21 protein-coding genes and 1 tRNA gene are annotated in these 18,825 nt (G+C 72.9%); 13 read left to right on the forward strand and 9 right to left on the reverse strand.

Going from position 1 to position 18,825, the window contains the following annotated elements; all coding sequences use genetic code 11:
• Positions 1-146: 146 nt before the first annotated feature.
• Positions 147-527: a hypothetical protein gene (locus ACFW22_RS28725; protein ID WP_386409901.1), complete on the forward strand. Its 381-nt coding sequence runs from the start codon at positions 147-149 to the stop codon at positions 525-527.
• Between the two features lie 55 nt (positions 528-582).
• Entirely contained in the window at positions 583-753 is a 171-nt protein-coding gene (locus ACFW22_RS28730) for a hypothetical protein (protein WP_386409903.1), read from the forward strand.
• Positions 754-905: 152 nt separating this feature from the next.
• On the opposite strand, the gene ACFW22_RS28735 is transcribed toward ACFW22_RS28730, so the two are convergent.
• Together ACFW22_RS28735 and ACFW22_RS28740 are read right to left on the reverse strand one after the other, a co-directional pair.
• On the reverse strand, positions 906-2,930 hold the full coding sequence (locus ACFW22_RS28735; RefSeq protein ID WP_386409905.1) for a TerD family protein: 2,025 nt from the start codon (positions 2,928-2,930) through the stop codon (positions 906-908).
• 575 nt (positions 2,931-3,505) lie between these two features.
• Complete coding sequence (locus ACFW22_RS28740) at positions 3,506-4,309, reverse strand: helix-turn-helix domain-containing protein (protein WP_386409907.1); 804 nt, start codon at positions 4,307-4,309, stop codon at positions 3,506-3,508.
• Between the two features lie 98 nt (positions 4,310-4,407).
• Between ACFW22_RS28740 and ACFW22_RS28745 the strand changes: the two genes are divergently transcribed.
• From ACFW22_RS28745 to ACFW22_RS28755, 3 genes are all read left to right on the forward strand, one after another.
• Positions 4,408-4,713, forward strand: coding sequence for a 4a-hydroxytetrahydrobiopterin dehydratase (locus ACFW22_RS28745; protein ID WP_386409909.1), 306 nt, complete (start codon positions 4,408-4,410; stop codon positions 4,711-4,713).
• Positions 4,710-5,480, forward strand: coding sequence for a methyltransferase domain-containing protein (locus ACFW22_RS28750; RefSeq protein WP_386409911.1), 771 nt, complete (start codon positions 4,710-4,712; stop codon positions 5,478-5,480). Before ACFW22_RS28745 ends, ACFW22_RS28750 begins: the two co-directional genes overlap by 4 nt.
• A gap of 256 nt (positions 5,481-5,736) precedes the next feature.
• The gene (locus ACFW22_RS28755; RefSeq protein WP_386409913.1) at positions 5,737-6,663 is read left to right on the forward strand and encodes a class I SAM-dependent methyltransferase; all 927 of its coding nucleotides are present in this window, start codon (positions 5,737-5,739) and stop codon (positions 6,661-6,663) included.
• Between the two features lie 45 nt (positions 6,664-6,708).
• Here ACFW22_RS28755 and ACFW22_RS28760 read toward each other — a convergent pair whose 3' ends face one another.
• The 3 genes from ACFW22_RS28760 to ACFW22_RS28770 form a co-directional block, all read right to left on the reverse strand.
• Entirely contained in the window at positions 6,709-7,503 is a 795-nt protein-coding gene (locus tag ACFW22_RS28760; RefSeq protein ID WP_386409995.1) for an aldo/keto reductase, read from the reverse strand.
• A gap of 175 nt (positions 7,504-7,678) precedes the next feature.
• Complete coding sequence (locus tag ACFW22_RS28765; RefSeq protein WP_386409915.1) at positions 7,679-9,502, reverse strand: AMP-dependent synthetase/ligase; 1,824 nt, start codon at positions 9,500-9,502, stop codon at positions 7,679-7,681.
• A 389-nt stretch (positions 9,503-9,891) separates the two neighbouring features.
• The gene (locus ACFW22_RS28770) at positions 9,892-10,806 is read right to left on the reverse strand and encodes a LysR substrate-binding domain-containing protein (RefSeq protein WP_386409917.1); all 915 of its coding nucleotides are present in this window, start codon (positions 10,804-10,806) and stop codon (positions 9,892-9,894) included.
• A gap of 125 nt (positions 10,807-10,931) precedes the next feature.
• Here ACFW22_RS28770 and ACFW22_RS28775 point away from each other — a divergent pair, with 125 nt between their 5' ends.
• From ACFW22_RS28775 to ACFW22_RS28785, 3 genes are all read left to right on the forward strand, one after another.
• The gene (locus ACFW22_RS28775) at positions 10,932-11,999 is read left to right on the forward strand and encodes a bile acid:sodium symporter family protein (RefSeq protein WP_386409919.1); all 1,068 of its coding nucleotides are present in this window, start codon (positions 10,932-10,934) and stop codon (positions 11,997-11,999) included.
• Positions 12,000-12,075: 76 nt separating this feature from the next.
• Entirely contained in the window at positions 12,076-12,234 is a 159-nt protein-coding gene (locus tag ACFW22_RS28780; protein WP_386409921.1) for a hypothetical protein, read from the forward strand.
• Positions 12,231-12,614 (forward strand): (2Fe-2S) ferredoxin domain-containing protein, encoded by a 384-nt coding sequence (locus tag ACFW22_RS28785; RefSeq protein WP_386409923.1) that lies wholly within the window; start codon positions 12,231-12,233, stop codon positions 12,612-12,614. The genes ACFW22_RS28780 and ACFW22_RS28785 overlap by 4 nt, the downstream gene beginning before the upstream one ends.
• A 17-nt stretch (positions 12,615-12,631) precedes the next feature.
• Here the strand turns inward: ACFW22_RS28785 and fdhD are convergent, their stop codons facing one another.
• Positions 12,632-13,459 carry a formate dehydrogenase accessory sulfurtransferase FdhD gene (fdhD, locus tag ACFW22_RS28790; RefSeq protein ID WP_386409925.1) on the reverse strand — a complete coding sequence of 276 codons (828 nt, stop codon included), beginning with the start codon at positions 13,457-13,459 and terminating at the stop codon, positions 12,632-12,634.
• A 228-nt stretch (positions 13,460-13,687) separates the two neighbouring features.
• On the opposite strand from fdhD, the gene ACFW22_RS28795 reads away from it, so the two are divergent.
• The 5 genes from ACFW22_RS28795 (at position 13,688) to ACFW22_RS28815 (ending at position 16,887) form a co-directional block, all read left to right on the forward strand.
• Positions 13,688-14,632 (forward strand): beta-ketoacyl-ACP synthase III, encoded by a 945-nt coding sequence (locus ACFW22_RS28795; protein WP_386409927.1) that lies wholly within the window; start codon positions 13,688-13,690, stop codon positions 14,630-14,632.
• Between the two features lie 157 nt (positions 14,633-14,789).
• Positions 14,790-15,335, forward strand: coding sequence for a hypothetical protein (locus tag ACFW22_RS28800; protein WP_386409929.1), 546 nt, complete (start codon positions 14,790-14,792; stop codon positions 15,333-15,335).
• Positions 15,336-15,490: 155 nt separating this feature from the next.
• Positions 15,491-16,159: a class F sortase gene (locus ACFW22_RS28805; RefSeq protein ID WP_386409931.1), complete on the forward strand. Its 669-nt coding sequence runs from the start codon at positions 15,491-15,493 to the stop codon at positions 16,157-16,159.
• A 180-nt stretch (positions 16,160-16,339) separates the two neighbouring features.
• Positions 16,340-16,427 (forward strand) — tRNA-Leu (locus tag ACFW22_RS28810).
• 103 nt (positions 16,428-16,530) lie between these two features.
• Positions 16,531-16,887, forward strand: a complete 357-nt coding sequence (locus ACFW22_RS28815; RefSeq protein ID WP_386409933.1) for a zinc ribbon domain-containing protein YjdM — start codon at positions 16,531-16,533, stop codon at positions 16,885-16,887.
• Between the two features lie 217 nt (positions 16,888-17,104).
• Here the strand turns inward: ACFW22_RS28815 and ACFW22_RS28820 are convergent, their stop codons facing one another.
• The 3 genes from ACFW22_RS28820 to ACFW22_RS28830 are packed head-to-tail and all read right to left on the reverse strand — an operon-like array spanning position 17,105 to position 18,772.
• Positions 17,105-17,815, reverse strand: coding sequence for a class I SAM-dependent methyltransferase (locus tag ACFW22_RS28820; protein ID WP_386409935.1), 711 nt, complete (start codon positions 17,813-17,815; stop codon positions 17,105-17,107).
• Positions 17,816-17,849: 34 nt separating this feature from the next.
• Positions 17,850-18,329, reverse strand: a complete 480-nt coding sequence (locus ACFW22_RS28825; RefSeq protein ID WP_386409997.1) for a hypothetical protein — start codon at positions 18,327-18,329, stop codon at positions 17,850-17,852.
• Between the two features lie 11 nt (positions 18,330-18,340).
• Entirely contained in the window at positions 18,341-18,772 is a 432-nt protein-coding gene (locus ACFW22_RS28830; RefSeq protein ID WP_384880978.1) for an ATP-binding protein, read from the reverse strand.
• Between the last annotated feature and the right edge of the window lie 53 nt (positions 18,773-18,825).

The raw sequence follows: 18,825 nt of genomic DNA on the forward strand, positions 1-18,825 counted from the left end.
GGCGCCCGGCGGGATCCCGGCGGGCGCCCGTGCGGGTGGGCATGACCGCCGGGGCGGTGAATCCGGTGTCCCCCGCGTAGGCCGCTCGGGCGGATCTCGGCCCGGGTGCGCCGGGCCGGGATCCCGGCGGGGCAGTACGGATCTCCGTGAGCACCGCGCCCGAGCAGTCCGCCGCGCCCGCCGTCCCGGCGGGAGGCCCGGCACGCCCGGACCGTGGCCGACAGCGGTGGATCGTGCTCCTCCTCGTCCTCGCCGCCCTCTTCGGCACCGGGACCGCGGCCACCGTGCCCACCGTCGAGGCGTCCGCGGCCGTGGCACCGGCCGCTGACCCCGGCGGGGAAACCCACGACCCGGCCGCCACCGAGGCCGGGCCCTCCGGCCGGGCGCGCCGGCACGGTGCGGGCCCGCGGCCCGTCACGTCCGAAGCCCGCGCCCACGGAGGCCCGTCCCGTTTGGGGATCCCGGTTTCCGCCGCCGTGCCCGTCCCGTTCGGTGACGTGCCCAGGTGCGTGGTGATGCGCTGCTGAGAGGTCCGCCTCCCCGCAGCCCTTCCACCGTCTCCGCACCACGAGGAGCTCCACCATGCCCGTCGACCCGTACGCCGTCCTCCAGGCCCTGGTGCGTGCCGAGGCCTCCCGCGCCCGGCGCGCCGAGCGCACCGCGCCCGAGCACGGCACCCCGGCACCCGCACCGACCTCCGAGCCCGCCACCGCTCAGGAGGGCTCCGCTCGTCGGGAGGGCCCGCAGCACTGACCTCCCGGACGGGCCCCCGGAGCACCCTCCGGGGGCCGCGGGGACGTCCCCGGCACACCGACCCCCACCGGTGTCTCGTCCGCTCTCGCGGCATCGGACCGCGGCCCGCTTCGCACCGCCCGGGTTCGCGTGCAGCAGTCCATGAGGAGAGGTCACTCTGTCCCGGTGCGTTCCTTCGCGGACGTCTGCCGGGGCGCCGGACGGTCCAAGTGGACCACCACGCTGTTGTGGAAGCGATGCACCGCGTCGTCGACACTGCGGATGAAGCCGGATGCGGCGTTCCCGCGGCTGCTTCCCATGCTTTTGAACAGCGACAGGCGGAAGCCCGTGAGCTGGGCGGCGTTGTTCCTCGGGAGCATGTCAGCCGGTTCGGGGCGGAGCCTTTCCAAGGTGCCGCGCGGCCCCCCGGTCGTTCCTTCGAGCAGGGTTTCGACGTGAAGGTCTGCCGGAGCCTCGGCCAGGCGCCGGACGAGGCGTTTGGCCCAGGTCAGCGGGTAGCCCTGTTCGGGCGCGGGGATTTCGATGGAGGTGCGGAGCTTTCCGGTGCGCAGGTCGGCAATGACGGCCAGGATGCCGGGTGCGCCCTCGATCCGGAGTTCTGCCTGGAGCCTGCCGTTGGTGCAGAGGTCATCGGCCAGACGGCTGCGACGGGTTCCCGGGTCGGCTCCACGCTTGGCACGTTGAACGGGCAATGCCTTCTGACCGAGTTCGCCGCCGAGGCTGAGGCAGATCTGACGGATGAGCCGTTCCCAGTTCTCGACCACCTCCAGCGCGCGCGGGTCGCCTTGGCACAGGGTCTCGTCGTCGATTCCGTTGCGTACGGGCACCCAGGCCGCACCCATGTTCTGGAAGCCGTGGCAACCGGAGTTCTCGTGTCGCAAATAGTGGAGCAGTTCCTGGAGCAGCCAGGCGTGAGCCTTGTCCCCGACGCCCTCGTGCCGGATCAACATTTGTGCCTGATGGGTGACTTCGGCCCACGAGAGGTGCCAGAGGGCCACCTTGTGCTTACGCCGTCCGTCGACTTTGACGTCGACGAGGGGGCTGCCCTCCAGCGCCACGTCGTTCGACAGAGTGATCACGGCCTCATAGCCGCGGCGGGCAGCAATGTCCATGTACGCCTGCACCTGCTCGGGCTTGAGGCCGTTGCCGTTGGTCTTGGTCTCCACCAGCGCGGTCCACAGCTTGCCGGCACGCTCGACACGGATCACTCCGTCGGGGCGTCGTGGGGTGTCGCCGTGCGGCAGCGAGACTTCGGTGAAGGTTTCCATACGACCCGACGGCGCCCCGAAGGCCGCGGTGAGCCTCCGGCCGAACTCCGGCACCTGGGCCATCACGGACAGCAGCACCGACGTGGCGCGCGTCTCCCTGTCCCGGTCGCTCTTGAGCACCGAGACCGGGAAGAGCCGGGCCTGCTTCCAGGAATCGTTCTCGGCGAGGGACTTCTTGGCCATCCTCGGTACTGTGATCTTCTTCTTCGCCGTACGGGGTCGTGCTGCCTTCTTCGGTTCCGCTTCGTCACCGGACGGCCGGGGGGCCGGAACCGAGCCCGGAGCGGTGTGCCGTTCCTGCTCGATGTCCGGGGACGGCGGGTCTGCCCACTCGCCGGTCCCGGTGTCGCCCGGTGCTTTCTCCGCATCCGTGTCGTCATCGATGTCCACGCCGAAGTCCGTTGCCAGACCGGCCAGACCGGTGTCGTAGCCCTGCCCGACGGCACGGAACTTCCATTCCTCCCCACGTCGGTACAGCTCGCCGAAGATGATCGCGCTCACCGCGCCGGCGTCATCGATGGTGAATCCGAGCAGGCCTTCGCCGCCGCCGTCGGCCAATGTCAGCTTGAGGTCCTCCAACTCCCCGAAGGCGGCTCCTCCGTAACGGCTCGCTGCCACGACGATCCGGTCGACGTCGGACGGGACTGCGGTCAGGTCGAAGCCGATCCGGTCCTCGTCGCCGCTCCCCGTCGGCGTCTTCCCCAGGAGCTGCACGCTTCCGTCAGCGGCAACAGGGTTGTTGTAGAAGTAGAAGTCCTTGTCACCGCGGACCTTGCCGTTCGCGTCCAGCAGCAGGACGGACACGTCCGCATCGCCTTCACCGGTCTGGCTGATCCAACTCAGACTCACGATCACCGAGCCGGTGTTCTCGCTCAGCGCCGCCAGCGCCACGTTCGAGCCCTTGGTCATCTCGTGCACAAAGCCCCCAGATCTCGTCACTCGGGCACTCGGTTGCCTCACCCCAAGCCACCCACCCCATGCCGTCCCCATGTGACGTACGGCACAACGGAAGACCTTAGTGTTCGGGGGAGAGGCCCATGGGGATCTCCGGAAAGAAGGCGGGGGCGGTCGTCGAAAGCAGGCGCATGTACCGGTCGCGCCCACTGCACGGACTCCGCCGTGTCCTGCCGTGGGTGGGCGTCCGGGGCCGTCAAAGCGGGCGAGGGGCGGTTCCGGACCCGAGGCACCGTCTCCGAGGGGGCTTCCCCGGGGCTTCCCCGGGGCTTCCCTTACCTCCGGCGTCATCGACCCCTCGCCACCCGCCTGGCATGCTCATGGCCACCGGATCCCGGGTGGCGCACTCCGTCCGGGACCCGGGACCGCCATCCGCACGCACGGCCCCAAGGAGGGTGATCCGTCATGTCTCGGACCCCGCTCGCCGGTCTCGCCGGCACCCCCGCCCCGGTCCGCAGTGCGCCGATTCCTCGCCGTCGTCGCCGGCTTCGCCGTGCTCCAGCGGACGGCGCTGCGGGCCGCGTCCTTCGCTAACCGAGCGACCGCACGTACGCGGCCGTCTCCGGGTCGGCCGGGAGGAACGCCTCGACGGCCAGTTCGGCGACGGTCACGTCCATCGGGGCGTTGAACGTCGAGATCGACGAAACGAACGACAGCACCCGCCCGTCGTGTTCGATCCGCAGCGGCAGCGCGATGTACGGATCCGTTCCCTCCGCCGGCGGCTCGTCCGCTTCGCCGTTCGGCGGAAGCGGATACGCCGCCACCTCCGCGTGGAGCTCGCGCAGCGCCTCCGAGCGCATCAGACCCATCTGGCGTTCCATCTGGGCGAGCAGGTGCCCCCGCCACTCCCGCAGGTTCCGGATCCGGGGCGCCAACCCCTCCGGGTGCAGGGTCAGCCGCATCGCGTTCAGCGGTGGTGCGAGGAGGTGCTCGGGCAGTCCGGCGAGCAGCAGCCCGGCGCCCCGGTTGGCCGCCAGCACCGTGTACGAGCCGTCCACCACGAGCGCCGGATACGGGTCGTACCCCTGCAACAGCCGCTCGATGCCCTCCCGGAGCGTCTCCAGACGCGGGGCGTCGAGCGGCGACTCCGGGTACCGGGGCGCGTACCCGGCGGCGAGCAGCAGTGCGTTCCGCTCCCGCACCGGCACCTCCAGGTGCTCGGCCAGCCTCAGCACCATCTCCTCGCTCGGCCGGGAGCGCCCCGTCTCGACGAACGAGATGTGGCGTGCCGAGGAGTCGGCCCGCAGCGCGAGCTCCCACTGGCTCAGCCGCCGCTGTTCGCGCCATCCGCGCAGCAGCGGACCCACTCCCGTGTCGCTCACGACAGTCGCCATGGGCAGACGGTATCCCAGAGGGGGACCGCGGGTACCTTTCTCCCGGGGTCCGTCCGTCCCCGTGCCACCCGCAGCATTCGACCGGAGGGAGCACTGCCGTGCCCACACAGCCCCTGTCGCAGAAGGAGATCGAGGACCGCCTGAGGGAGCTCCCCGGATGGTCCGTCGAGGGCGACCGGCTCATGCGGACGTACCGGCTCGGCGACCACTTCGCCGCGACCGCCCTCGTCGTCCACGTCGCCCGGATCCAGCAGGAGTTGGACCACCACTCCGACCTGACCCTCGGTTACAACACGGTCGCCCTGGCCGTGAACACCCACTCCGCCGGTGGTGCCGTCACCGAGAAGGACTTCGAACTCGCCGACCGCGTCGAGCGGATCGCGCCCGGCCACGGCGCGAGTTGACCGGCACGGAGAGGGCGAGCGCGGCCGGGACCCTCCTCGACTACGAGGCCGAGGCGGAGCACTACGACGAGACCCGCGGTGGTGTGCCCCGTGCCGGTGCCGCGGCCGAGGCGGTGCTGCGGCTCGTGCCGCCCGGTGCCCGCACCCTGCTCGACCTCGCCTGCGGCACCGGTCTCGTCACCGAGCGGCTCAGGCGGCCCGGTCTGCGGGTCCAGGGCGTCGATGCGGCCCGTGCCATGCTCCGGGTGGCAGGCGGGCGCCTTCCCGGACGGGTGGTGTGCGCCGACGCCCGGCGGCTTCCGTTCCCCGACGCCTCCCTGGACGCGGTGAGCGCCGTGTGGCTGCTCCACCTCGTGCCCTTCGCCGAGGAGGTCGTCGCCGAAGCGGCCCGAGTGCTGCGCCCCGGCGGGGTCCTCGTCGTCACCGTGGACAAGGACGCCGCGCACGACGTCGGCAGCGACATCGACGCCGTCCTGCGTCCCCACCGGTCGCCCGGGGCGGCATCGGACCGTGCCGACTCCGTCGACCGGTACGCGGTGGCCCACGGTCTCGCCCCCTCCTCCGGCACCCGGTTCACCGGCCACGGCCAGGGCAACACTCCGCAGGGCGTCGCTGCCAAGGTGCGTCGCGGCCACTACGCCTCCTGGTTCCGCGGTGACGCGGCCACCGTCGAGCGGCTCGTCGAAGCGCTGGCCGTCCTACCGGACCAGGACCGTCCGCGTGCCGATCCCGACTACCGGCTGGCCCGGTACGTCAGGCGGGGCTGAGGGCCGCGCCGGGGCGTCCCCTCCGGGGGCGACGGGCCCGCCGCCGTCCGGCGCGCACCCCCGCGCGTTCACCCGCCGAACGTGCCCGCGGTCCGTCGGCCGTCCAGCCCGGCAGCCCGTGCGTCTGCCCTTCGGTCCGGCGCCCCGTCCGGGCGGAGCGGAGCGGGGCGGGGCTGCTGACTTCCGGCGCCTGTTTCGCATTGCCGGAACGGCAACATTCCTCGCGCTTTCCACTCGGTCCGCGCACTCTGGAGCCATGAGTCAGCACCGCGCTTCCCACCCGGACCACCCGCACGGCGGGGGCCACGTCCACCAGTCCGGCCACGGTCACCACCACGACACCGACCTCGACTGGGGCGAGATGGCCCCGCTCCTGGAGCGGCAGGCCGAGATCACGCTCCCCGTCTACGCCGAGGCCGCCGCCTGGCTGGGCAGCCTGGTCCCGGTGCAGGGCGTCCGTCGGATCCTCGACATCGGCAGCGGGCCCGGCGTCGTGACCGGGCTGCTCGCCGAGGCCTTCCCGGCCGCCGAGTCCGTCGCCGTCGACGGCTCTCCCGAGCTCCTCGCCCGGGCCCGGGACCGTGCCGATGCCAGGGGCATCGGCGCCCGGGTCTCCACCCTCCACGCCGAACTCCCGGAAGGGATCGGCGCGCTGGGGCAGGCCGACCTCATCTGGATGGGCAACTCCCTGCACCACATCGGTGACCAGGGGGCCGCGCTCACCGCGTTCGCCGACCACCTGAACCCCGGCGGCCTCATCGCCCTGGTCGAGGGCGGCCTGGCCCCGCGCCACCTGCCCCGGCACATCGGCATCGGACGTCCCGGCCTGGAAGCCCGGCTCGATGCCCTCAGCGCCGACTGGTTCGCCGAGATGCGCGCCGACCTCCCGGACTCCAAGGCGGAGACGGACGACTGGCGGGCCCTGCTCGCCGCTGCGGGTCTCACCCCCGCCGGCACCCGCACCTTCCTCGTCGACGCCCCCGCCCCGGTGCCTCCGGCCGTCCGGGAGCTGGTCCTCGCCCACTACGGGCGGCTGCGGGACGGCCTCGGGGCCCGCCTCGACGCGGACGACAAGGAGACGCTCGACCGCCTCCTCGACCCCGCCGACGCACTGTCCCTGCACCACCGCACGGACGTCTTCCACCTGGCCGCCCACACCGTCCACACCGCCCGCAAGGGCTGAGCCCCGGACCCGGACGCCGGTCCCGGGGTGCCGGTCCCGGGACCGTCAGGCGCCGACGTTGAACTCCGCCGGGTTCGGGCCGATCCGCCGGCCCTCGTCCAGGGCGGCGACGGCCGCCAGGTCCTCGGCGTCCAGCTCGAAGTCGAAGACGTCGATGTTCTCGCGGATCCGCGAGGGGGTCACCGACTTCGGGATGACCACGTTCCCCAGCTGGAGGTGCCAGCGCAGCACCACCTGGGCCGGCGTCCGACCGTGCTTCTGGCCGATGGCGACGATGGCGGGGACCTCCAGGAGCCCCTTGCCCTGGCCCAGCGGGGACCACGCCTCGGTCGCGATGCCGTACCGGGCGTGCGCCTCGCGGGCCTCCGGCTGGGCGAGCTGCGGGTGCAGCTCGATCTGATTGACGGCGGGCACGATCGAGGTCTCGCCGATCAGCCGCTCCAGGTGCTCGGGGAGGAAGTTCGAGACGCCGATCGCCTTGGCGCGCCCGTCCGCGTGGATCTTCTCGAACGCGCGGTACGTGTCGACGTAGGCGTCCTTCGCCGGCACCGGCCAGTGGATCAGGTACAGGTCGACGTAGTCGAGCCCCAGCTTGTCGAGGGAGGCGTCGAAGGCGCGCAGGGTCGAGTCGTAGCCCTGCTCGCCGTTCCACAGCTTCGTGGTGACGAAGAGTTCTTCCCGGGCGATGCCGGATTCGGTGAGGGCCCGGCCGGTGCCCCGCTCGTTCTCGTAGACGGCGGCGGTGTCGACCGACCGGTAGCCGGCCTCCAGGGCCGTCGTCACGGCGGCCGTCGCCTCCGCGTCCGGCACCTGCCAGACGCCGAAGCCCAGCTGCGGCATGTGCACGCCGTTGTTCAGGATGACCGGGGGAACGCTGCTGTCCGTGCTCACGGGGGAGGGGTCCTTACGTCGTCGCGGCCCGTACGGTGCGTACGGGCACTCCTCTGCTCACAGCGTCAACGATCAACGGCCGTCCCGCATTCCATCGGGCGGCAGCCGTGCGGTGCCCCGGCGGTCAGCCGTACAGCGCCTCGACCTCGACCGCGTACGCCCGCTCGATGGCCTTCCGCTTCAGCTTCAGCGAGGGGGTGAGCAGCCCGTGCTCCTCGCTGAACGGATGGGCGAGGATCCGGAACGTCCGGATCGACTCCGCCTGGGAGACCAGCGTGTTCGCCGCCACCACTCCGCGCCGGATCTCCGTCTCCAGGTCCGGGTCGCGCACCAGCTCGGCGGGGGCGAGCGGCGCCCGTCCCTGCATCGCCAACCAGTGCTCCACCGCCTCCTGGTCCAGCGTCACGAGCGCGGCGACGTACGGCCGGTCGTTGCCGACCACGAGGCACTGGGCGATCAGCGGATGCGCCCGCACCCGCTCCTCCAGGGCCGTGGGGGAGACGCTCTTGCCGCCGGAGGTCACCAGGATCTCCTTCTTGCGCCCGGTGATCGTCAGATAGCCGTCGGCGTCGAGGGAACCGAGGTCCCCGGTCGCCAGCCAGCCGTCGCTGAGGACGGCGGCGGTGGCCTCCGGGGAGTTGAGGTAGCCCGAGAAGACCTGTCCGCCGTGCAGCCACACCTCGCCGTCCTCCGCGATGTGCACCGTCGTCCCCGGCACCGGCTGTCCCACCGTGCCGTACTTGACCCGTCCGGGCGGATTCGCCGTGGCCGCCGCCGAGGACTCGGTCAGTCCGTACCCCTCGAAGATCGTGACCCCGGCGCCCGCGAAGAACAGCCCTTGTCTGCGGTCCATGGCGGAACCGCCCGACATCGCGTGCCGCACGCGCCCTCCCAGGGCGGCGCGCACCTTCCCGTACACCGTCTTCTCGAAGAACTGGTGCTGCACGCGCAGCGCCGCCGACGGACCCGGGCCGGTGCCGAAGGCCTTGTGCTCCAGTGCCTCCGCGTAGGCGACCGCCACCTCCACGGCCTTGTCGAAGGGGCCCGCCTTCCCCTCGGCCTCCGCCGTGCGGCGGGCCGCGCGGAAGAGCTTCTCGAAGACGTAGGGAACGGCCAGGACGAAGCTCGGGCGGAAGGCCGCCAGGTCCGGGAGCAGTTCGGCCGCGGCCATCACCGGCTGGTGCCCCAACTTCACCCCGCCCCGGACGGCCGCGACCTCCACCATCCGTCCGAAGACGTGCGCGAGCGGCAGGAACAGCAGCGTCGAGGACCGCTCCCCGGACCGCGAGCGGAACACCGGTTCCCAACGCCCCATCAGCGTGTCCGTCTCGAACATCAGATTGGCGTGGGTGATCACACAGCCCTTCGGGGGACCGGTCGTTCCCGAGGTGTAGATGACCGTCGCGATCGTCTCCGGGGTCACCGCCCGCCGGTGCCGGTGCACGACCTCCTCGTCGACCTCCCTGCCCGCCGCCGTCAGCTCGCCCACCGCGTCCGCGTCCAACTGCCACAGCCGTTGGAGCCGGGGCAGCCGGTCGATGACGGAACCGACCGTCATCGCGTGGTCCTCGTGCTCCACCACGCACGCGGTGACCCCGGCATCGTGCAGCATCCAGAAGACCTGCTCGGCGGAGGAGGTCGGGTAGACCGGCACGGGCTGCGCACCGAGAGCCCACAGCGCGAAGTCGAAGAGCGTCCACTCGTACCGCGTCCTGGCCATGATCGCGACCCGGTCGCCGAAGCGCACGCCCTCCGCGAGCAGACCCTTCGCGAGGCCCAGGACCTCATCCCGGAACCGCGCGGCCGTCACGTCGCGCCACTCCCCTCCGGGGTCCTTCCGACCGAAGGCGACCCTGTCCGGCTCGGCGAGGGCATGGTCGAACACGGCGTCCGCCAGACCGCCTACCTGAGGCGCCGCCTCGACGGGCGGCACGGTGAACTCGCGCACTGACCTGCTCCTCGACGGCTAGGTGGCTGGAAAGCCCTCTGTTGCGCTCCGTACGGCGCGGGTGACGGTACCCCACGGGACCGGCTGGTGGGAGTTCCTTCACCAAGCCGGAACGTTCCGTGTTCTCACAGGTCAGGCTGGGTGAGAACGGCGGGTGGGCGAGTCCGCCGTGCCGTGGGCGATCGGTCGGGGGCGAATCTCCACGGAATCTGTACCGGCCGCTCACTCCCCGCCCTCCGGTGCGTCAGCCTGGCGCCTTCTCGCCGTTCGCCCCCCGGTAACCGCCGCCCCCCCGGTAACCGCCGCCCCCGCGGTCAGGGCGCCGACGCCCCGGCCGCGCCCGGCCGGTCGAGCCCCGCCCGCCGGCCCGTGCCCCGGGCACCGCCCGCTCACGAGGGCCACCACGATCCGCCCGCCCCCTGGGGGGCACGATCCGTGCGGTGCGGCCGGTGCAGGCGGTCGCCGCCCGCCAGGATCGCCTCCGCCAGCGCGTCCGCCGCCTCCTGGACCTCCCCGCCCCGGTGCCCCCTGCGCAGGACGAAGCCGACGTCACCGAGCTCGGGAAGGCCCGCACGGGCCGGTACCGGGACGAGCCCCGGCGGCACCAGGCCCCGCGTGTGCGCCATCACGCCGAGCCCGGCGCGGGCCGCCGCCACATTGGCGCTCAGGCTGGAACTCGTGCACGCGATCCGCCAGGCCCTGCCCTGCGCCTCCAGGGCCTCCAGCGCTCGCGCCCGGGTGATGCCCGGCGGCGGGTACAGGATCAGCGGTACCGGCCGGTCCGGTGCGAGCCGCAGCCCCGGTGCCCCGATCCAGACGAGCGCGTCCTCCCAGACCAGCCGCCCCCCGTCCTCCGCCCCCCGCCGCTTGGCCAGGATCAGATCGAGGCGGCCGGCCGCGAGCCGCTCCTGGAGCGTCCCGGACAGCTCCACCGTGAGTTCCAGGTCGACCTCGGGGTGCTCGCGCCGGAAGGACTCCAGGATCTCCGGCAGCCGGGTCGTCACGAAGTCCTCCGACGCGCCGAACCGCAGCCGCCCGTGCAACCGCCTCCCGCCGAAGAAGGCCGCCGCCCGCTCGTGGGCCTGGAGGATCGTCCGGGCGAAGCCGAGCATCGCCTCGCCGTCCTCGGTCAGCTCCACGCGGTGCGTGTCCCGGGCGAACAGCGGACGGCCCGTCGCCTCCTCCAGGCGCCGCACGTGCTGGCTGACGGTCGACTGCCGCACCCCGAGCCGGTCCGCGGCCCGGGTGAAGCTGAGCGTCTGGGCCACGGCCAGGAAGGTGCGCAACTGGGTGGGCTCGTACACGCCTCCGACGCTATCGCAAAACGCGATGACAGTCAGAGTGCTGTACGGGATTCCCGATGACCGGTCCCTGACGCACCATGGACCGGCGCGACCCGCCGAACGCCGTGCACGGAGCAGTGGAGCCCATGACCCGCCCGACCCCCGCCCGACCCCCGCGCCGTCCCCTCCGCCCGCCGTCCTGGCTGCCCGTCGACGGTTACGTCCTCGCGCTGCTCGGCACGGTCGCCCTCGCCGCGCTCCTGCCCGCCTCCGGGGCCGCGGCCGGCCTCACGGAGGGCGCCTCGACCACCGCGGTCTCCCTGCTCTTCTTCCTCTACGGGGCCCGGCTCTCCACCCGCGAAGCCCTCGACGGCCTCCGGCACTGGCGACTCCACCTCACCGTCCTGGGCGCCACCTTCCTGCTCTTCCCCCTGCTCGGGCTCGCCGCCCGCGGCCTCGTACCCGTCGTCCTCACCCCCGAGCTCTACGGCGGTCTCCTCTTCCTCTGCCTGGTGCCGTCCACCGTCCAGTCCTCCATCGCCTTCACCTCGATCGCCCGGGGAAACGTTCCAGCCGCCATCTGCGCCGGCTCCTTCTCCTCGCTCGCGGGCATGGTCCTCACCCCGCTGCTCACCGCGCTGCTCCTCGGCAACGGCACGGGCGGCCCGTCCGCCGCGGCGCTGCTGCAGATCGTGCTCCAACTGCTGGCGCCCTTCCTCGCCGGACAGCTCCTGCGCCGCCGAATCGGCGGCTTCCTCCTCCGCCACCAGAAGGTCCTCGGGCGCGTCGACCGGGCAGCCATCCTGCTGGTCGTCTACACCGCCTTCAGCCAGGGCGTCACCGCCGGCACCTGGCACCTGGTCACCCCCGCCCGACTCGGCCTGCTGCTCGTCGTCGAGGCCGTCCTCCTCGCCGCCATGCTGGCCCTGACCGGATACGGCGCCCGGCGCCTCGGCTTCGACCGGGCCGACCGGATCACGATCCAGTTCGCCGGTTCCAAGAAGAGCCTGGCGGCCGGACTGCCGATGGCGAGCGTCCTCTTCGGCCCCCAGGCATCCCTCGCCGTCCTCCCGCTGATGCTCTTCCACCAGATGCAACTGATGGTCTGCGCGGTGATCGCACGACGCCGGTCCCACGACCCGGAGGCCGCGCAGGACCGGGGGACCGGCCGTCCCGGTGTGCCCGTCCCCGCGGCCCCGGCCGCGGACGGGTGACCCCGCAGCTCCTCCGTCGGCCGGATCACACCCCTCGCCGACCCGCGATGATCATCCGGCCCGCTACGGTGCTCCCATGCCCGCACACGATCCCGGCAGCACCGCGCCCGTCCCCGCAGCGGGCGCCATGACGGCGCCCACCGGCGACGAGCACCGCGCCTCCGCCGACCTCGACTTCCCGCGCCCCGGCACGGTCGCCCCGGCCTCCGCGATCACCGTGGAGGGTCCCCGATGAGCCCGGTCCCCATACGCTACGGGGCCCGCCCCTGCTCCCTGGTCGTCTGCCGCGGTTGCTGCTGCGGCGACGCCCGCAAGAACCCCGGCACCGACCACGCCGGCCAGCTCGCCCGCCTGCGCGAAGCCGCGGCGGCCTCCGGAGGGCGGCTCGCCGTCCGCACCAGTGATTGTCTCGGCCCCTGTGCCCAGGCCAACGTCGTCGTCGTCCAGCCCTCCACCGAGGGACGGAGGCGCGGCGGCCGGGCGGCCTGGGTCGGCTTCACCCTCGACGAGGACTGCCTGGACGACATCCTCGCCTGGACGGCCGCCGGCGGCCCCGGCATCGCCCCGCCCCCGGACACCCTCGTCCTCCAGATGATCGACCCACCGAAGAACTGACCCCGCGGGACGGGCCGTCAGAGCGCGATCCGGTGCTCGCCCGCGTACACGTTCATGTTCGGTCCGCGCAGGAAGCCGACCAGCGTCAGCCCCGTCTCGGAGGCCAGGTCCACGGCGAGCGAGGACGGAGCGGACACCGCGGCGAGCACCGGGATCCCGGCCATCACGGCCTTCTGCGCGAGCTCGAACGAGGCGCGCCCCGACACGAGCAGCACCGCCCGGGCCAGCGGCAACGCCCCCTCCCGCAGCGCTCGCCCGACGAGCTTGTCCACCGCGTTGTGCCGACCCACGTCCTCCCGTACGTCGAGCAGTTCGCCCTCCTCCGAGAAGAGCGCTGCCGCGTGCAACCCGCCGGTGGTGTCGAAGACCCGTTGCGCCGCCCGGAGCCGCTCCGGGAGCAGGGACAGCAGCGCCGGGGAGACGCGCAGCGGCGGGGCGTCGGCGATCGGGAAGCGCGCCGTGGTGCGCACCGCGTCCAGACTGGCCTTGCCGCACAGTCCGCACGAGGACGTCGTGTAGACGTTCCGTTCCAGGGTGATGTCCGGGACCCGTACGCCCGGGGCGAGCTGCACGTCCACCACGTTGTACGTGTTCCGGCCGTCCTCCGTGGCACCCGCGCAGTACACGACGTTCCGCACGTCGGTCGCCGCCGCCAGGACCCCCTCGCTCACCAGGAAGCCGGTCGCGAGCGCGAAGTCGTCGCCCGGCGTGCGCATCGTGATCGCGATCGGGCGCCCGTTCAGCCGGATCTCCAGCGGTTCCTCGGCCACCAGGGTGTCGGGCCGGATGGTGACCGCACCGTCCCGGATCCGCAGGACACGCCGTCGCTCGGTGACCCGTCCCATCGTGACCGCACTCGATTCTCTCCGCAGGGAAGGCCGGGAGGCCCTGACCGCCCCATTCTGCGACACCTCCCCCCGGTACCGGCACACCACGCCCGTTCCCGGCGCCTTGTCACGGTCGACCAAGCGATCCGGGCGAATGTTGGTGGTTTACGTCACCCGTTACCGATCAGTCGCTGGCAAGACTGGGGGGTCCTGCTGGACGAACCAACCACCTAGGGGGTCCCGAGTATGACGGGCACTCGCATCGCCGCACTCGGTCACTACCAGCCCGCCAAGGTGCTGACCAACCACGACCTGGCCGCGCTCGTCGACACCGACGACGCGTGGATCACCAGCCGGGTCGGCATCCGCACCCGGCACGTCGCCGGGCCCGAAGAGCCCGTCGACGAGCTCGCCGCCCAGGCCGCCGGCAAGGCCCTGGCCGCCGCCGGCCTCACCGCGGGCGACATCGACCTCGTCCTCGTCGCCACCTCCACCGCGATCGACCGCTCGCCCAACACGGCCGCCCGCGTTGCCGCGCGCCTCGGCATGGTCTCGCCCGCCACCATGGACCTCAACGTGGTCTGTGCCGGCTTCACGCACGCCCTGGCCACCGCGGACCACGCCGTACGGGCCGGGGCGGCCCGCCGTGCCCTGGTCATCGGCGCGGACAAGATGACCGACATCACCGACTGGACCGACCGCACCACCTGCGTCCTCGTCGGTGACGGTGCGGGCGCCGCGGTCGTCGAGGCGGTCGAGGCGGACACCGGCGCGATCGGTCCCGTGCTGTGGGGCTCCGTTCCCGAGATGGGGCACGCCGTCCGCATCGAGGGCACCCCGCCCCGCTTCGCCCAGGAGGGCCAGTCCGTCTACCGCTGGGCCACCCAGCAGCTGCCCGCGCTGGCCCGACAGGCGTGCGAGCGCTCCGGCGTCGCACCCGAGGACCTCGCCGGCGTCGTCCTGCACCAGGCCAACCTGCGGATCATCGAACCGCTCGCCGCCAAGATCGGCGCCGTCAACGCGGTCGTCGCCCGCGACGTCGTCGATTCCGGCAACACCTCGGCCGCCTCGATCCCGCTGGCCCTCGCCAAGCTGGTCGAACGCGGGGAACTGCCCTCCGGCGCCCCCGTCCTGCTCTTCGGCTTCGGCGGCAACCTCTCGTACGCCGGCCAGGTCGTCCGGGTTCCCTAGCTGTTCTGTCCCGGGTGCTCCGCGCCGCCGTGCCCCGTTCGGCGGGGCCGGGTGGCGGCGCGGCCCGGCCGGACCTAGCTTCGATCGCGGTGGGGTCGTCCCCTTCCCGGACGCGGTGTCGCCGCCCGTCCGAGCCCCCCGTGACCAGGAGGACCGCATGCGTGCGATAGGTGCCGTTTCCGCCGCCCTGCTCGGCGCCCTCGCCGTCCTGCCGGTCGCCCCCGCGGCCCTGGCCGACGGGGGCGACAACCCCATCACCTCGTTCGGGTTCTCCGTCACCCCCGCGACGATCGCCCCCGGTGGCACCGTCACCCTCACCTCCGACGGTTGCGAGGTGCCGTCCGTGACCGTCACCTCCGGGGTGTTCGAGACCGTGACCCTCAACGAGGGGCGCCCCGGCACCGCCACCGTGGACCTCGACGCCAAGGCCGGGGCCCAGTACGCGATCACCTTCGACTGCAAGGGCGAGCGCGGCACCACCCACCTCACCATCGCTTCGGGCGGCGACGCCGGACACGACACCGGTGCGCGCACCGAGGTCCACAAGGGAGTGAAGGCCGGCTACGGCAGCGCCGCCGCCTCCGGTGACCACTCCGACGGCCTCGGTGCCACCCAGCTGGTCACCGGTGCCCTGCTCATCGTCGGTGCGCTCGGCGCGGCCGTCGTGCTCACCCGCCGCCGCGGGATCGACGACCGCTCCTGAGGGCGGGCCGGGAGCCCCCAGACGGCCCCTCCGCCCCGGTGTGACGAGGACCGGGGAGGAGGGGCGCCACCCCCGTGGCGCGGGCGCGGAGATCCGTTCGCGCGGAGGGGCATCGAGGTCATGCGGCCCGCAGGGGCACAAGGAGGAAGTCGCACGTGGGGCGTTCGGACGGGACGACGGGCGTGGAAGGAGTCGGACGTCGCGGCTCCTGGGGTCTCGTCGCCGTCGTCCTCCTCATCGGAGTGCACCTCCTGCGCGGCGGCGTCGCGGAGCTCCGGGTCGCCGGTCCGCCCCAGCCCCTGGCCGCAGCCGCGGCGGACGACGGGCGGACGCCCCCTTCCCCTCCGGTGTCCGTCCCCGCTCCACTACCCCCTTCACCACCGCTCCGGGTCCGGATCCCGGCCGTCCGCGTCGACGCACCGGTCACCGGGGTCGGGCTCGACGCGGAGGGCTGGATCGAAGCCCCGCCGCCCGAGGACGACCGGCTCGCGGGCTGGTTCACCGGGGCGGTCACCCCCGGTGAGCGCGGTACCGCCGTCGTCGTCGGCCACGTGGACACCCCGAGCGGCCGCGCCGTCTTCTACGACCTCGGTGCCCTCGACAGGGGAAACCGGGTGGAGGTCGTCCGCGCCGACGGCAGGACGGCCGTCTTCGCCGTGTACGGGGCCGAGGTCGTTCCCAAGGAGGGCTTTCCCGCAGAGCGGGTCTACGGTGATGCGGGCGGCCCCGAACTGCGGTTGATCACCTGCGGAGGCACCTTCACCGAGGAGAACGGGTACGCGGGCAACGTCGTGGTCTCGGCCCGGCTGGTCGAGGTCCGTTGACCGTTCTTCCGCTCCGTGTGCACCGCACCCGGAAAAGGGGCCGGACGGGGCGGTGCCCGACCGTGTCCCTTCCGATGGCGTCGGCCGACTGACCACGGGAAACGTTGGTGAAAGGCAGCTCGAACCCCTGGTAGAGTTGTTCCTGTCGCCGCGGGGAGAGCCCGGGACGACAAACACCCGGTCCGGGTGGCGGAATGGCAGACGCGCTAGCTTGAGGTGCTAGTGCCCTTTATCGGGCGTGGGGGTTCAAGTCCCCCCTCGGACACCACATCGAAATGCCGGTCGACTTTTCGTCGACCGGCATTTTGCATGCGCACGGGACGGATTCGTCCGTCGGGGGCGCGACCCCGGGGCGGAACTATTCTGGGCACGTGAACGAGAACATTCCCCCCTGTCCCCGGTGCTCGGGCGAGTACACCTATGAGATGAACGACCTGGTGGTGTGCCCCGAGTGCGGCCACGAGTGGGTTCCCGCCGAGGAGGAGGCCTCCGCCGACGACCCCGGGACCCGCGTGGTCAAGGACGCCGTCGGCAACGTGCTGAGCGACGGCGACACGGTGACCGTCGTGAAGGCGCTCAAGGTCAAGGGCAACCCCTCCGGCATCAAGGCCGGCACGAAGGTCCGCAACATCCGTCTGGTCGACGGCGTCGACGGACACGACATCGACTGCCGCATCGACGGCTTCGGCGCCATGCAGCTCAAGTCCAGCGTGGTCAAGAAGGCCTGAACCCGCCTGCCCCGGTGACGGTCCGCCGCCCCGGGGCCCCGCAGCCGTCCGCCGTGCCGGAGCGGGGCCGCATCCTCCACGCCCGCCCGCCGGGCGGCCGTCCCTCCCCCGACTCCCTCCCTCCGTCCGAACCGTCCTCCCGGGCGTGATGCCCGGGCGGGCGTCCGCTCCGGCCACCGCTCCTCCCGGAGCGGCAGGACCCCGTGGTCCGGCCGTCCTAAGCCTTCCGCGCGACCACCAGTCGGCAGCGCGGACTCCCGTCGTCCCGGCGCCCCAGGCCTTCGACCGGGGTGTGGGAGACCCGGAAGCCCGCCCCCTCCAGCCGCTCGCGGACGTCCACGAGCCGGAAGGTGCGGTAGTACATGACGAACGGCGGGCGCCAGACGGCGTTCCTGATCCGCATCGCCGCGTCGAAGCCCCACAGGGCCCAGTAGGGGCGGGAGCCGACGGGCGGCGGAGCCGCGAGGGGGAAGGCGAAGGTGCCGCCGGGGCGCAGCGCGGCGTGCACCTGGGAGAAGAGCCTGCGCTGCTCGGCCGGGAGGAAGTGGCCGAAGGCGCCGAAGCTGACCGCCAGGTCGAAGACGGGGGCGAAGGGGAGGGCCAGGGCGTCGGCGCGGACGAGGTCGGCGGCCGGGTGGGCCTCCCGGGCCCGGTCCAGCATGCCCGTGCTGAAGTCGACTCCGGCGATCCGGCCCCCGCAGACGGAGCGGAGGACGTCGAGTCCGGCCCCGGTGCCGCAGCAGACGTCGAGCCCCGAGTCGAAGGGGCCGAGGGCCTGCAGGGTGCGGGTGACCGCGGTCAGGAGCCGGTCGGAGGTGCGGAAGGGGGTCGCGTCGAACGTGTCCGCGAGCAGGTCGTAGCCGTGCTCGACCGAGGAGAGGGCCTGGACGGTCAGCTCGCGGAGGCTGGGGCCCTGCGGGGTGAACATGGCACCGAGCCTAGGTCGTCGCGGGCTGCGCGCGTCAGAGCGCGCTGCGCACCGGTGGCGCCGGCCAGGCCGGAGCGGTGCCCGTCAGCTGGCACGCCAGGAGGTAGAGCGGGATCGGAGGCGTGTAGGGGGAGGTGCCGTCGGGGCGGTGGATGAGTCGGGGGCCGCGGTCCGGGATCTCGGCGCCGGGTGCGTAGCAGGCGGGCAGGGGCCAGACGAGGTCGAGGTCGGAGCCGGCGGGGACGAGCCACCACCACCAGGCGCTGTCGGCGTACACGCAGCCCTTGGCGGGGAGGCGGGAGAGGATCTTGAAGCCGAAGCGGGCGGGCACGCCGACGGCGTCGCAGCCGAGTCCGGTGTGCAGTCCGACGGGCACGGCCAATCGGGTGGCGCCCGGCTCGCGGGCCGTCGTGGGGTCGGGGGTGCGGGGGTCCGGACCGAGGAGCGATTCGGGCGTGCGGCGGGGGGCCGGAACGGGGCCGGCTTCGGAATGCTTGCGGGCCCGCGAGACCATGCGGATCGCCTTCAGCACGTTTCCCCCGTGCCGTGGGCAAGCTCCGCCCAGACGATCTGTGCCGTGCCGTGGCCGGTGCGGTCGGCGCCCCAGGCGGTGCAGAGCGCGTCCACGATGAGGAGCCCGCGACCGCGTTCCTCCTCGCCGCAGTCCCGTATCCGAGGGCCCGCGGGGCCGCCCTCGTCGCGCACGGCTATGCGCAGGGTGTCCTCGTCCTCGCGGAGTTCGCAGACGAAGCGGTCGCTCGCGGTGTGCACGACGGCGTTGGTGACGAGCTCGGAGACGACGAGGGCGACCGTCTCGCGTATCTCGGGGCCGCAGCCCCAGAGGATGAGCCGTTCCTCCGAGAGCCGCCGGGCCCGTGCGACGGACGAGGTGAGGGCCGGGAGCTCGAAGGCGAAGCGGCGGACGGGATCGGTCTGCGGCTGCGAGCGCTGAGCCATGACTCGGGGGCTCATGAGACCTGAAGGCTGCGCGTTACCAGAGGCCACGACCG

Origin of the sequence: Streptomyces sp. NPDC058872 (assembly GCF_042743065.1) — a bacterium.
Lineage (GTDB): Bacteria > Actinomycetota > Actinomycetes > Streptomycetales > Streptomycetaceae > Streptomyces.